Consider the following 13,360-nt stretch of genomic DNA (forward strand, 5'->3'; position numbering starts at 1 on the left):
TTCTCGGGGGGAGCCGACGGCCCGGTCCGCAGTGGGCGACGGGCGTCGCGGGGCGGGTGGCGACGGGCCGCGGACAGCGAACGGATGACAGCTGACAGATGATGAAATCTGTTATCCGTCATTCGTTCGCCGTCGCGCGGTCACCGCCACCCGCCCGCTGCCATCCGTCGACCGGCGGGCCGGGCACAGGGACTACTTGGCGAAGCCCGGCAGGAGCTTGGCGTAGTCGGTGGAGACGGTGTTCAGCGCGTCCTGGGTGCTGGTGCCCTGGACGGCCTTGCCCAGGTTGGTGCCCAGCGAGGCGAACAGCGAGCTGTACTCGGGCAGCTCGGGGCGCGGCTTGGCGCTGCTCAGCACGGCCTGGAAGCCGGCGATGCCCGGGTCGGCCTTGACGTCCGCGGTGAAGGCGTCGGAGCGGGTGGGCAGGGTGGAGTTCTTCTGCGCGATGAACGCCTGGCTCTCGGCCGAGGTCATGAAGGCGGCGAACTTCTCCGCGGCGGCCTTGTGGGCCTTGTCGGCGCCCGCGTAGACCGAGATGTTGTGGCCGCCGGTGGGAGCGCCACCCTTGCCGCCGGAGCCACCGGGGACGGCGGCGATGCCGAGGTTGTTCTTGTCGGCGAAGGCCGAACCCTTGTAGATGTTGGTGATCTCCCACGGGCCCTGGACGATCGCCGCGACCTTGCCGCTGTTGAAGGCGTCCATCATGTGTGCGTAGGCGTCGGTGGTGACGTCGGCCTTGACGGTGCCCGGCGCGGTGAACATCGACTTGTAGGTCTCGACGGCCTTGACGGCCTCCGGCGAGGCGACGGTGATCTTCTTGCCCGCGGCGTCGACGGTGTCGGTGCCCTCGCCGAACAGGAACGGCATCGCGTAGTAGCCGTCGGCGGCCTTCAGCCAGAAGCCGTCCACCCCGGCCTTCTCCTTGACGGCGGCGGCGTCGGTCTTCAGGTCGTCCCAGGTCTTCGGCGCCTCGGTAATGCCGGCCTTGGTGAACAGCTCCTTGTTGTAGAGCAGGCCGAGGGTGTCGGTCACCAGCGGCACGCCGTACAGCTTGCCCTCGTACTTGGCCTGCTGGATCAGGCTCGGCTGGAAGGCGGAGGTGTCCGCGGCGGCCGGGGTGCCGTCCAGCGGCTCCAGGTAGCCGGCCTTGGCGAAGGCGGCGGTCCAGCCGACCTCGGAGCGGAACACGTCCGGAGCACCCTTGGCACCCATCGCGGTCTGGAGCTTGTTCTGCGCCTGGTCGAACGGCACGTTGACGAAGTCGACCTTGACGTTCGGGTTCGCAGCCTCGAACTTCTTGACGAGCTCCTGGTAGTTCGGCGCCTCGTTGGTGGCGTTCGAGGTGTCCCAGTACGTGAGGGTGACCGGCCCGTCGGCCTTGCCGTCGGAGCTGGAGCCGCTGCTGCTACAGGCAGCCATCGAGACCGCGAGGGCCACAACGAGGGCAGAGGCCGCGATGCCACGCCGCATGAGAACTCCTTGGGAGGGTGGGGGTGCCCGAGATGTTCGGAGACAGGCGCATAATGGCTGCCTCGTACCGACCGCACCGTTGCTGCCGTCGGGCTCGGGAAGGAAGTTAACAGCGGTGCAAGATCGACGGAAAGTCCTTGCAGCAAGTTTCTGCAAGAAACCGCGATCGTTACGCCCGCGTGTCCTGGACGTTGCCGCTCGGTAGTTGACGGCCGCACCGATTGCCCGAGTTTGCCCGATTCCCCCCTCTGCTGACTGGCCGACGGCACCACCGTGCGTGGCCGAAAGCGGCCTGCAGCAGACTGGACGCATGCGAATCAGAGCCGTCACCAGGGACGAACTTCCACTGCTCGCCGAACTGGAGCGGGCCGCCGGCGCACCGTTCGCCGCGATCGGCATGCCGGAGATCGCCGAGGACGAACCCCCGGCGCCGGAGGAGCTGGCGCACTACCTGGAGCAGGGCACCGCCCTGGTCGCCGAGGCCCCCGACGGGACCGTCGCCGGCTACCTGCTCGCCGAGCCGGTGGACGGCGCGCTGCACATCGAACAGGTCTCCGTGCACCCCGACCACGCCCGACGCGGCATCGGCCGGGCACTGATCGAGCACCTCGCCGAGACCACCGACGCCCCCGCGCTCACCCTCACCACCTTCGCCGAGGTCCCCTGGAACGCCCCCTACTACGCCCGCTGCGGTTTCCGTCCGCTGGCCGGGGAGGAAGTCACCCCCGGCCTGCGCGAGATCCGCCGCAAGGAGGCCGAACACGGTCTGGACCGCTGGCCCCGGCTCTGCATGCGCCGGGACCTCGCGAAGCCGTAGCGCGCCGGGGCGCCGCCGGCCGGGCACCGCCCGCTAGTTGGTCCCCAGCCGGAGCACGGTCGTCGAGCGGAACTCCTCCCCCGGCCGCAGCTCCGTGCTGGGGAACGCCGGGTGGTGCGGGGAGTCCGGGAAGTGCTGGGTCTCCAGCGCGATCCCGGCGAACGGCCCGTACGGGACGCCGCGCGCGCCGGTGACCGCGCCCTGGAACTTGTTCGCCGTGTAGACCTGGACGCCCGGCTCGGTGGTCAGCACCTCCAGGGTGCGGCCGCTGACCGGGTCCTCCAGCAGCGCGGCCCGCGCCGGGCTGCCGTCCCCCGGCCGGGCGCGCAGCACCCAGTTGTGGTCGTAGCCGCCGGGCCCGGTCAGCTGGGGGTGCTCGTCGTGCACCGACTTGCCGATCGGCGTGGCCACCGTGAAGTCGAAGGGCGTGCCGGCCACCGGCTCGGTCCGGCCGTACGGGATCTGCCGCTCGTCGGCGGGGGTGTACGCGTCGGCGTCCAGGGTGAGCAGGTGACCGAGGACGTCGCCGCTGCCTTCACCCGAGAGGTTGAAGTACGCGTGGTTGGTGAGGTTGACGACGGTCGGCTTGCTGGTGACGGCGCGGTAGGCGATCACCAGCTCGCCGGAGGCGTCCAGGGTGTAGGTGACGGTGACGTCCAGCGCGCCCGGGAAGCCCTGGTCGCCGTCCGGGCTGTGCAGCGCCAGCCGCACGCCGCCGTCGACCGGCTCGGCCTCCCACATCCGGTGCGCGAAGCCGTCCGGCCCGCCGTGGAGGGTCATGCCGCCCCCCGTGGGGGCGAGCTGGTGCTCCTCGCCGTCGATGGTGACCGACGAGCCGTCGATCCGGTTGGCGTACCGGCCCACCACCGTGCCGTAGTGCCGGGCCGGGCCGAGGATCTCGGACAACCGGTCGGTGGCCAGCAGCAGTTGGGCGGAGCGGCCGGAGCGGTCCGGTGCGCTCAGGGTGTGCAGGGTCGCGCCGAGGGTGAGCACGCTCGCCTCGTACGGGCCCGCCGTGAGCGTCCAGCGCTCGATCGCGGCGCCCGCGCCCGAGGGCTCCAGGGGTTCCTGCCGCACGCTGGTGGCCTCGCTCGCCATGGGCCTGCTCCTCACTCGCGGCCGGGTCGCACCGCGGCCGCCCGGTTCCGGGTCCGTCGAGGGGTCGCCGCGGCAGCCCCGTGTCCCGTCAGCCTAGCGACGGCGGCGGCCGAGGGGGCGCTTCCGCGAACCCACGCGCCGCCTCCCGCGCCGCCGTCCACCATCTGGCGCCCCCTACGACCGCCGGGCACCCCACCGCGCACGGGGCACCGGCCACGACCACCGGGGCGCCACGACCGACCCCGGGGGCCGCTCCTAGCCGTCCAGCTCCTCCAGCCGGCCCGCGTCCCGCTGCTGCTGCGGCAGACCGAGCGCCGAGGCCAGGCCGTCCGGCCCGCTGCCCGCCTTGCGGTAGACCGCCGCCAGCCGACGGTTGACCAGCCCGAGCGGCACCCCGAGCTCGTCGGCGATCCGCTGCGGCGGCACGCCCTGCACGGCCCGCTTGGCGACCTCCCACTCCGCGCTGCTGAGCGTCTCCAGGGTGTCCCGGAAGTCGCGCAGCCCCAGCCGGTTGGGCCGCAGGCCGTAGTTGGCCAGCTCCCGCCGGGCCCGGTCGACCAGCCCCTCCGCGGAACAGTGCTGAGCCAGTTCGATGCCCTGGTACAGGTACTCCTGGGCGTCCTCCAGCCGCCCGACCCGGCGCAGCGCGGCGCCGAGGTCGACCAGGGCGACGGCGTGCTCGTAACCGGCCGGGGACTGCCCGAGGTACGCCACGGCGTCCTCCAGCAGTTCGACCGCCGCCTGGCCGTCCTCGATCCGGGCCTGCAGGCGCAGCGCGCTTCCGATCGCCGAGGCGGTGCCGAAGTTGCGTGCGTCCCGGACCGCCCGCTGGGCGTAGTCGCGGGCACGCTCGGGCTCGTCGTCCGCGATCGCGATGGCGAGGTGGCCGGCCCAGGGCGCCCAGACGGTGTTGTGCCAGCCGCGGACCTCCAGTTGGGCGCCCGCCTCGGTGAGCGCGGCGGCCGCGCCCGCGTACTTCTCCTTGGCGACCAGCAGCTTGCCGTACAGCGAGGCCGCGTCCGGCAGCACCATGGCCGTCGCGTGGTACGGCGGGTGGAAGCCGAACTCGTTGGCCAGCTTCCAGGCCTCGTCGACCCGGCCGCGGGCGATCAGGGTGTCGACGAGCACGCCGATCGCGTCCCACGCCAGCGGCAGCTTCTCCCCGATCCGCTCGGAGATGCGGTACGCCCGGCGCAGGAAGTCCTCGGCCTCGGCGAGCAGGCCGCGGCGGAACCGGGCCAGGCCCATCAGGAAGTAGGCGAAGCCCCGGTGGGCACCGCTCCACCCGGCGATCTCGGACTGGATGATGGCGTCCGCGGCCAGCCGTTCGGCCTGGGCGATGCGGTCGTTGTAGATGTACGTCAGGCCGAGCATCGAGGGCAGTTCGAAGCCCCAGGTGGTGTCGGTCCAGCCGAGGCCCTTGGGCAGCCGGCCGCCGTCGAGGACCTCGTCGGCGAGCGCGAGCGCATCGGCGGAGGCGGCGCCGCGCAGGGTGAGGTCCCAGGCGCGCATGGCGAGCACGGCCCGGTCGGCCGCCTCCCGCCCGCTCAGGCCCCGGCACATCTCGCCGAGCCGGGCGGAGCGGCCCGGGCCGTCCTCCTCGGACTTGCGGAAGGCGTGCCACATGAACGAGGCGGCCTGGAGCCGCTGGCGCCCGGCCGGTTCGGTGGTCCTCAGGGCTTCTTCCTGGCAGACCAGGGCCGCCTGGCCCAGTTCACCGGCGTGGGCGAGCACCTCGGAGAGCCGGAAGGTGGCGTCCACGCGCAGGGCGGGGCGCAGCGGCACCTCGTCGGGGTCGAGGGCCAGTTTGAGCTGGTTGACGGTGGCGACGGGGTCGGTGAGCAGCGCGGAGCACCCGAGTTCGTAGAGCACCTCGGCCTTGATCTCGTCGGCGGGCGGCTCGTTGAGCGCGCGGTGCAGACAACGCTGGGCCGCCTCGGGGGCGCCGATCAGCTGGTGTTCGACGGCGGCGCGGCGCAGCTTCTTGACGATCCGGTCGTCGCCCTCGCCGGAGTGGGTCTCGACCAGGTGGCGGGAGGCGGCGAGCAGGCCGAGTCCGGCGTTCTCGATCTCGGCGGCGGCGATGCCGTGCATGCCGAGGCGGGTGGCGTCCGGCATGGTGTTGTAGATGGAGCTGGCGATCAGCGGGTGGACGAACTCCAGGTTCCCGTTGGGGGTCTGGGTCAGCACGCGCTGCTTGCGCAGCCGCTTGATGGAGTCGCGGGCGCCCTCGGTGCTCTGGGTGGAGATCCGGGTGGCGAGGTCGACCCGGATGTCGGTGCCCAGCATCGCGCAGGCCCAGGCGAAGCGCAGGGTGCTGGCGCCGAGCCGGTCCAGCCAGCTCTTGAGAGTCATCCCGGCGGCGTCGACGGCGAGTTCGCGCAGCTGCCGGGAGTTCTCCTCGACCGGTTCGAGTTCCTGCTCGCGCACCTGGTCGAGCAGGGCGTTGGCCTCGAACGGGTTGCCGTTGACGACGTTCCAGAACTCGTAGCAGAAGGCGTCCTCGGCCCTGTCGCCGAGCTCGGCGCGGATCATGTCGGTGACGGAGCTGAGGGTGAGCCGGTTGAGCTCGTGCTTGCGACCCTTGAGGAGGAGGACGTCCCGCCGGAAGTCCTGGGTCTCGATGGGCCAGTCGTTCTCGTCCTCCCGGAAGGCGAAGACGAGCAGTACGGGAAGTTCACTCGATCGGATGGCGAACTTGGTCAGCCAGGAGAGTGACTCGCCGTCCGCCCAGTGCAGGTCGTCGACGATCATCACCATCGGCGCGCGGCGCGGCGCGAGCTGGGTGAGGACGTAGTCGAGGCCGTCGCGCACGCCCTGCGGGTCGAGGCGGCGGGCGCCGGCCTTGGGCTGCTTGAGGCCCATGGCCGGTCCCACGACCTCCTCCCAGGTGCCCATGACCTGGCTGAAGACCTCGGGCTTCAGGTCGGTGAGCACGGGCTGGAGCAGCTGGCGCAGGACGTGGTACGGCTCCTTGAACTGCCGTTCACCGCCTCGGGCGAACAGCACGGTGGCGCCGTCGCGGAGCTTGGCGAGCCGCCTGACCTCGTGCAGCAGACTGGTCTTGCCGATGCCGGGGCGACCCGAGAAGGTGAGCAGGTCGCCGATCTCGGTGCCGCCGGCGGCGAAGCCGCGGCAGAGCCGGTCGACAGCGGCCTCCACCGAGCGCAGTTCGGCGTCGCGGTCGCGCAACCGGACCCGGGGCGCGATGCCGTCGCCGTCGTGGGCGGAACCACCGCCCGCCCGAAGTGCGTTCTCCTGCTCGGTCACCGTCGTGCCTCCGCCTCGCCCGCTGCGTCACAGCTCCATCACTGCGTGGAGCCGAGGTTAGCGCCGTGCGGACCTCCCCGTGGGGCATTCGTGCAGGCTGGGGCGGACGGTGAGGGTTTGGGGGCACTGTCAAGGGCAATTGCCCTACATCCCTAACATCCCATCATTGCATCAGATACCCTACGGCCTTCGAGGCGCGGATGATCTTGCGAAGCCCACCCTCACCGTCCGCGCCCCGTCGCGCCAACTCCCCCCACCATCACCGCTCCAACAACAAGCGCCCCCACCCTCCGCTGCACCGGGAGTCCGATGTCTGACGACACCTCACTTCAGATTCCGTTCCCGCACCGCCGCAGTCCGCACGGCGTCCACGCCACCGCACTGCACAGGGACTGGCTGATCCGCCACCCGCTGCTGCCCGACGCCGACCATCCCGGCTACGCGCACTGGGAGGTGGTGGACCTCGCCGCACTCGGCTATCCGGACGCCGGCCCGGACGAACTCGCCCTGGCCGCCGACCTGATGGGCTTCTACTTCCTCTTCGACGACCAGTTCGACGGCCCGCTCGGCCGCCGTCCCGCCGAGGTGGCCCCGATCTGCGAGCGGCTGATCGCCGTCCTGCACGGCGCCCGCCCCGACCAGGGTTCCGCGGTCGAGACCGCCTTCGCCGATCTGTGGAACCGCAGCATGCGGGGCATGCCGGCCCGCTGGCAGGCCCGCGCCGCCTACAACTGGGAGTACTACCTGGCCAGCCACCCGGCCGAGGCGGCCGGCCGGATCTCCACCCGGCCGCCGGACCGCGCCGGCTACCTGGAGCTCCGCCGGGGCACCGCGGCGATGGAGACCATCTTCGACATGGTCGAACGCCTGGGCCAGTTCGAGGTCCCGGCCGCCGTCCTGCACCACCCCGTGCTGCGTCAGCTCCGCCAGCTGGCCGCCGACATACCGTCGCTCAGCAACGACGTGCACTCCTACCCGCTGGAGGCGCCGCGCGGGGACGTGAACAACCTGGTCATGATCGTCCAGCGGGAACGGCGCTGCTCGGCCGAGGAGGCCTGCGCGGCGGTCATCGCCGAGGCCCAGCTGATGGTCGACCGCTGCGCCGAACTGCACGCCCGGCTGCCCGACGTCCACCGCGAGTTGGGCCTCTCCCGGATCGAACGCACGATCGCCCAGCGGTACGCGGACGGGCTGCTCACCTGGCTGGCCGGCTACCTCAGCTGGGAGGCCCGCACCGGCCGGTACCACGCGGTCTGACCGGCGTGCGCCCCGGACCGCCCGACGGGCGTGCGGTGGCGCGACCCGAGAGCGCCGCCCCGGCCGTACGGCGGCGTACGGCGGCACGCCGCGGGGACGGTCCGGCCGACGCACGGCGGCTCACGGAGGCACGCCGGGAACAGCCCCACCGACGCGCGACGGCGCGCGGCCACGGGTCGCGGGGGTGCGTCCGAAACGCGCGCCCCCGCAGTGATCCGTTTCGGGACGCCCGCGGAGATCGGGATCGGGCCCCGGGGTCCCGCGGAGATCCGGTCCGGGAACGTCCGGCGGCCCAGGCCCCCGCGAGCGACCGGAAGACACACCCTCCGTACCGGACACGCGTACGGACCGTAGCCGCGCCGGGCGCCCGGCGGTTATCGTGCTCGGCGGCGGGCGCCCCGGCGGGGCGCCGGTCCGATTGCGTGTCCGACCCCTCCCGCCGGACCGCCCCCGAACGGGCGGTCCGGCGTGCCGCCCGTGGCCCGAGCCGTGCCCGGCGGCGCCCGACGCAGCGAGGAGACAGCGAACATGACGGTCTACCAGCCCCCCGGCACGCCCGGCAGCATCGTCGCCTACCGCTCCCGGTACGAGCACTGGATCGGCGGCGAATGGACGCCTCCGGTGCGCGGCGAGTACTTCGGCAACCCGACCCCGGTCACCGGCGAGGTGTTCACCGAGGTCGCCCGGGGCACCGCCGAGGACATCGAGGCCGCGCTGGACGCGGCCCACGCCGCGGCCCCGGCCTGGGGCCGCACCTCCGCCGCCGAGCGCGCGCAGGTCCTGCTGCGGATCGCGGACCGGATGGAGACCAACCTGGAGCAGCTGGCCGTCGCGGAGAGCTGGGAGAACGGCAAGCCGGTGCGCGAGACGCTGGCCGCCGACCTCCCGCTCGCGGTCGACCACCTGCGCTACTTCGCCGGTGCGCTGCGGGCCCAGGAGGGCAGCCTCTCCCAGCTGGACGAGGACACCGTGGCGTACCACTTCCACGAGCCGCTGGGCGTGGTCGGCCAGATCATCCCGTGGAACTTCCCGATCCTGATGGCGGTCTGGAAGCTCGCCCCGGCGCTCGCCGCCGGCAACGCGGTGGTGCTCAAGCCCGCCGAGCAGACCCCGGCCTCGGTGCTGCTGCTCGCCGAGCTGACCGCCGACCTGGTGCCGCCCGGCGTGGTCAACATCGTCACCGGCTTCGGCGAGGAGGCCGGCGCCCCGCTGGCCGCCAGCCCCCGGATCCGCAAGATCGCCTTCACCGGCGAGACCGGCACCGGCCGGCTGATCGCCCGTTCGGCCGCCGAGAACCTGATCCCGGCCACGCTGGAACTCGGCGGCAAGAGCCCCAACGTGTTCTTCGCGGACGTCGCCGCCGAGGACGACGCCTTCTACGACAAGGCCGTCGAGGGCTTCGCGATGTTCGCCCTCAACCAGGGCGAGGTCTGCACCTGCCCCAGCCGCGCCCTGATCGAGACCCCGGTCTACGAGCGGCTGCTCGGCGACGGCCTGGCGCGGGTGCGGGCGATGCGCCAGGGCAACCCGCTGGACACCGAGACCCAGGTCGGCGCGCAGGTCAGCGTCGAGCAGCTGAAGAAGATCCTCTCCTACTTCGAGATCGGCCAGGACGAGGGCGCCAGGATCCTGGTGGGCGGCGAGCGGGCCGACCTCGGCGGCACGCTGGCCGGCGGGTACTACGTCACGCCGACGGTCTTCGAGGGCGACAACTCGATGCGGGTCTTCCAGGAGGAGATCTTCGGACCGGTCGTCTCGGTCACCCGCTTCGACGGCTTCGACCAGGCCGTCGCGCTCGCCAACGACACCCAGTACGGGCTCGGCGCGGGCGTGTGGACCCGCAGCATCAACACCGCCCACCGGGCCGGGCGCGCCATCCAGGCGGGCCGGGTCTGGACGAACTGCTACCACGCCTACCCGGCCCACGCGGCCTTCGGCGGCTACAAGAACTCCGGCATCGGGCGGGAGACCCACAAGGCGCTGCTGGAGCACTACCAGCAGACCAAGAACCTGCTGGTCAGCTACTCCCCCGACGCGGTCGGCTTCTTCTAGACCCGACGAGCCAGGGAGGCCGGGAAAGCGGAGCGGGAGGCCCATCGGGGCCTCCCGCTCCCTCGCCACTCCCCGTGGCGGGCTCCGGGGCGAATCGCCCGTTCCGGGGATCAAAGCACATGAATGCGGTCAATTCACCGACGCGCCGCCGACATGCCCGGACGGCCCGCGCGAAAGCCGTAGACAGGACTCCCCGCCCCTCACCCCCATCAGGGAGTCCCGCGTGACCATCGCCCCCACGAAACTCAGCGACCCCGCCGTCCGCGCCTTCGTCACCGCGGTCAACGCGGGCGACCGCGAGGCCTTCTTCGCGCTGCTGGCCCCGGACGCGACCATGGCCGACGACGGCTCCGAGCGCGACCTGGCGGACTGGGTCGACCGGGAGATCTTCGGCCCGAACGGCCGGATGGCCGTCCAGACCGAGTCGAGCGGAGGCCACGCGCTGGTCGCCGAGTTCACCAACGAGACCTGGGGCACCATGCGCACCGCCTGGCGCTTCACCGTCGACGGCGGGAAGATCCACCGCTTCGAGACCGGCCAGGCCTGAGGCTACCGGTCCAGCCCCAGGCACCTCCGCACCGCGCGGATCAGGTTCCGCGAGCGGATGTCCCCGGTGACGCCCGGCTGCATGCCGTTGGTGACGTAGCCGAAGCCCAGCCCCAGGTCGGGGTCGGCGAAGCCGAGCGAACCGCCCCGACCCGGGTGGCCGAAGCTCGCCGGGGAGGCCATCGGCGCGGTCGGGCCGTGCCGCCAGAAGCCCAGGCCGAAGGTGGAGTTGACGATCAGCACCCGGTCCGGCCCGCTCACCGCCGGCTCGACCGCGCGTGCCAGCACCTCGGGGCCGAGCAGCGGCGGCAGCAGCGCGCCGGAGCCGTCCGGGCGGTCGGCCGCGCCGATCAGTGCCGCGTAGAACCGGGCGAGTGACCGGGCTGTGCCGATGCCGCCGGCGCCGGGGATCTCGGCGGCCTGCACCGCCGGGTCGTTGAGGTCCACGCCGGGGCGCACCGAGGCGAAGGAGCGGGCGGTCAGCGAGGCCGGGTCCTGGTAGGCGTCCCGGACGGACTGCTTGGGTCGCAGCCGCAGCCCGCTCGGACCGGTCCGGGCCGCGTCCGGCGCCGGGAGGTCGACGAGCCTGCCGACCCTGGGCGCGGCGCCGGCCGGCAGCCCGATCCACAGGTCCAGCCCGAGCGGCCGGGCGACCTCCTCGGCGAAGTACTGGCCCACCGTCCGGCCGCTGACCCGGCGCACCACCTCGCCGACCAGCCAGCCGAAGGTGTACGGGTGGTAGCCGTGCGCGGTGCCGGGTTCCCAGGCGGGCGCCTGCGCGGCGACTGCGGCGGCCGCGCGCTCCCAGGTGAGCACGTCCTCCAGCCGCAGCGGCACGTCCAGCGCGGGCACTCCGGCCTGGTGCGAGAGCAGCCAGGCCACCGGTATACGGCCCTTGCCGGCCGCCGCGAACTCCGGCCAGTACGAGGCCGCCGGGGCGTCCAGGTCGAGCAGGCCGCGTTCGGCCAGGAGCAGCGCGGTGGTCGCGGTCAGGCCCTTGGTGACCGAGCGCAGCACCTGCGCGGTGTCCGCCGTCCACGGCACCGCGGGCGCCGGCCGGCCGCCGACCTCGGGCCGGGCGTCACCGCCCCACAGGTCGACCACCTTGCGGCCGCGCACGTACAGCGCGAAGGCCGCACCGAGCTCGCCGTAGTCGGCGAAGTTCCGCGCGAAGGCCGCCCGTACGGGCTCGAACCCCTCGGCCGTCTCGCCCCAGATCTCCACCACCGCGTGCCGCCCTCGACCAGTTCCGTTGCTTCTCGTGCCACTCGGGTTCGTTCTCGATCTCCTTCGATCGAATCCGTTCGATCCGAGCCCCGAAACCCTAACCTGTCCCTCATGACCAACCCTGCCGAGGAACTGCTGGACATCGTCGACGAGCACGACCGCGTGATCGGGACCGCCCTGCGCGGCGAGGTGTACCGGCGCGGGCTCACCCACCGCTGCGTCTTCATCCTGGTCCGCGACCCGGCCGGGCGGATCTTCGTCCACCGCCGCACCGACACCAAGCTCTTCGCCCCCGGCGCGTACGACATGTTCGTCGGCGGCGTGGTCGGCTCCGGCGAGACCTACGCCGAGGCCGCCGTCCGCGAGGCCGAGGAGGAGCTCGGCGTGCACGGCATCGCCCCGCGCCCCCTGTTCAAGTTCCTCTTCGAGCAGGACCGGCTCTCCTGGTGGTGCGACATGTACGAGGCCGAGTGGGACGGCCCGGTCTCCCCCCAGGAGTCCGAGGTCGCCTGGCACACCTGGCTCACCCCCGCCGAACTCGCCGACCGCCTCACCCGCGACTCCTTCGTCCCCGACGGGCGCGAGGCCTACCGCCGCTACCTGGACCTCCGGTCCGCGTAGCGCCGCCACGACCTCGGCGTTCGGGCCCGGTGCGCGGGCCGGAGAGCAGTGGGCCCCTGTCTCCACCACAGGGCCCTCGACGAACTAGGGTGGCGCGCATGGCCTCCCGTACGCCGTCACCGACGGCCGATCGCGCAGCACGGACCTCCGCCTCCGCCCGGGCGGCGGGCGAGCGGCCGCGTCGGCGGCTGAGCGTGGACGAGCGGCGGGAGCAGCTGATCGCCGTGGCGCTGGAACTGTTCAGCCGGCGGCCGCCGGAGGAAGTGTCGATCGACGACATCGCCGCCGCCGCGGGGGCCTCCCGGCCCCTGGTGTACCACTACTTCCCCGGCAAGCAGGCGCTGTACGAGGAGTCGCTGCGGCGGGCCGGGCAGGAGCTGTCGGCCCGGTTCGAGGAGCCCGTGGACGGGCCGCTGTCGGAGCGGCTCCACCGGGTGATGGGCCGCTACCTGGACTTCGTGCAGAGCCACGGGCCGGGCTTCGCCGCGCTGCTGCGCGGCGGCTCGGTTGCGGCCAGCGCGGGCACCTCGGCGGTGATCGACGACGTGCGCAGGGCCGCACAGGAGCAGATCCTGGCCCACCTGGCGCTCCCCGAGCCGAGCGCCGGACTGCGGCTGACCGTCCGGGCCTGGATCGCCAACGCCGAGATCACCTCGCTGGAGTGGCTGGTCGAGCGCTCGGTGCCGCTGGAGGAGCTCCAGCTGCACCTGGTGCAGGAGTTCGTCGCCTCGCTCACCCTCACCGCCGCCCGCGAACCGGCCCTCGCCGCCGAACTGGCCTCCTTCTTCGCCGACGAACGCCCGGACGGCCCGACCGGGCGCCTGGTGCGGGACCTCGCGGGGCTGTTCGCCGTGCCGGGGATCGTCGAGGCGGTCACCGCACTCGCCGCCGGCACCCCCGAGGACGGGTCCGCGCAGGCCACCGGCACCACCACCGAGTGATCATCGGGTCATCCTGCGGTTCGGTCCGGACGGCGGGCTCTGATAGGAATGAGCCGGGATC

General features: G+C 72.8%; 10 protein-coding genes. 6 read left to right on the plus strand and 4 right to left on the minus strand.

What is annotated here, in order from left to right; genetic code table 11:
• Window positions 1-192: 192 nt before the first annotated feature.
• The gene (locus ACFVGO_RS16135; protein WP_380348824.1) at window positions 193-1,470 is read right to left on the minus strand and encodes an extracellular solute-binding protein; all 1,278 of its coding nucleotides are present in this window, start codon (window positions 1,468-1,470) and stop codon (window positions 193-195) included.
• Window positions 1,471-1,780: 310 nt separating this feature from the next.
• Here ACFVGO_RS16135 and ACFVGO_RS16140 point away from each other — a divergent pair, with 310 nt between their 5' ends.
• Window positions 1,781-2,287, plus strand: a complete 507-nt coding sequence (locus tag ACFVGO_RS16140; protein ID WP_359911697.1) for a GNAT family N-acetyltransferase — start codon at window positions 1,781-1,783, stop codon at window positions 2,285-2,287.
• Window positions 2,288-2,320: 33 nt separating this feature from the next.
• On the opposite strand, the gene ACFVGO_RS16145 is transcribed toward ACFVGO_RS16140, so the two are convergent.
• Both ACFVGO_RS16145 and ACFVGO_RS16150 read right to left on the minus strand, forming a co-directional pair.
• Window positions 2,321-3,385, minus strand: coding sequence for an aldose epimerase family protein (locus ACFVGO_RS16145; RefSeq protein ID WP_359911694.1), 1,065 nt, complete (start codon window positions 3,383-3,385; stop codon window positions 2,321-2,323).
• Between the two features lie 255 nt (window positions 3,386-3,640).
• Window positions 3,641-6,655, minus strand: a complete 3,015-nt coding sequence (locus tag ACFVGO_RS16150) for an ATP-binding protein (RefSeq protein WP_380632282.1) — start codon at window positions 6,653-6,655, stop codon at window positions 3,641-3,643.
• A gap of 309 nt (window positions 6,656-6,964) precedes the next feature.
• On the opposite strand from ACFVGO_RS16150, the gene ACFVGO_RS16155 reads away from it, so the two are divergent.
• From ACFVGO_RS16155 to ACFVGO_RS16165, 3 genes are all read left to right on the plus strand, one after another.
• Window positions 6,965-7,912 carry a terpene cyclase gene (locus tag ACFVGO_RS16155; RefSeq protein ID WP_359911688.1) on the plus strand — a complete coding sequence of 316 codons (948 nt, stop codon included), beginning with the start codon at window positions 6,965-6,967 and terminating at the stop codon, window positions 7,910-7,912.
• Between the two features lie 528 nt (window positions 7,913-8,440).
• Window positions 8,441-9,964 carry an aldehyde dehydrogenase family protein gene (locus tag ACFVGO_RS16160; protein WP_380348819.1) on the plus strand — a complete coding sequence of 508 codons (1,524 nt, stop codon included), beginning with the start codon at window positions 8,441-8,443 and terminating at the stop codon, window positions 9,962-9,964.
• Window positions 9,965-10,187: 223 nt separating this feature from the next.
• A complete protein-coding gene (locus ACFVGO_RS16165; RefSeq protein ID WP_359911682.1) occupies window positions 10,188-10,511 on the plus strand; it encodes a nuclear transport factor 2 family protein in 324 nt (107 codons plus the stop codon).
• Between the two features lie 2 nt (window positions 10,512-10,513).
• Here ACFVGO_RS16165 and ACFVGO_RS16170 read toward each other — a convergent pair whose 3' ends face one another.
• A complete protein-coding gene (locus ACFVGO_RS16170) occupies window positions 10,514-11,737 on the minus strand; it encodes a serine hydrolase domain-containing protein (RefSeq protein ID WP_380632285.1) in 1,224 nt (407 codons plus the stop codon).
• 111 nt (window positions 11,738-11,848) lie between these two features.
• Here ACFVGO_RS16170 and ACFVGO_RS16175 point away from each other — a divergent pair, with 111 nt between their 5' ends.
• Window positions 11,849-12,358, plus strand: coding sequence for an NUDIX domain-containing protein (locus ACFVGO_RS16175; RefSeq protein ID WP_359911677.1), 510 nt, complete (start codon window positions 11,849-11,851; stop codon window positions 12,356-12,358).
• Between the two features lie 98 nt (window positions 12,359-12,456).
• Window positions 12,457-13,299: a TetR/AcrR family transcriptional regulator gene (locus tag ACFVGO_RS16180; protein WP_380632287.1), complete on the plus strand. Its 843-nt coding sequence runs from the start codon at window positions 12,457-12,459 to the stop codon at window positions 13,297-13,299.
• Window positions 13,300-13,360 lie beyond the last annotated feature (61 nt).

This window comes from Kitasatospora sp. NPDC057738, from assembly GCF_042798815.1.
Classification (GTDB): domain Bacteria; phylum Actinomycetota; class Actinomycetes; order Streptomycetales; family Streptomycetaceae; genus Kitasatospora; species Kitasatospora lactacystinica.

Excerpts from the sequence above, each read along its gene's own strand:
- ACFVGO_RS16155 (WP_359911688.1), top strand. The coding sequence starts at position 6,965 with ATGTCTGACGACACCTCACTTCAGATTCCGTTCCCGCACCGCCGCAGT.
- ACFVGO_RS16135 (WP_380348824.1), bottom strand. The coding sequence starts at position 1,470 with ATGCGGCGTGGCATCGCGGCCTCTGCCCTCGTTGTGGCCCTCGCGGTC.
- ACFVGO_RS16180 (WP_380632287.1), top strand. The coding sequence starts at position 12,457 with ATGGCCTCCCGTACGCCGTCACCGACGGCCGATCGCGCAGCACGGACC.
- ACFVGO_RS16145 (WP_359911694.1), bottom strand. The coding sequence starts at position 3,385 with ATGGCGAGCGAGGCCACCAGCGTGCGGCAGGAACCCCTGGAGCCCTCG.
- ACFVGO_RS16140 (WP_359911697.1), top strand. The coding sequence starts at position 1,781 with ATGCGAATCAGAGCCGTCACCAGGGACGAACTTCCACTGCTCGCCGAA.
- ACFVGO_RS16175 (WP_359911677.1), top strand. The coding sequence starts at position 11,849 with ATGACCAACCCTGCCGAGGAACTGCTGGACATCGTCGACGAGCACGAC.
- ACFVGO_RS16160 (WP_380348819.1), top strand. The coding sequence starts at position 8,441 with ATGACGGTCTACCAGCCCCCCGGCACGCCCGGCAGCATCGTCGCCTAC.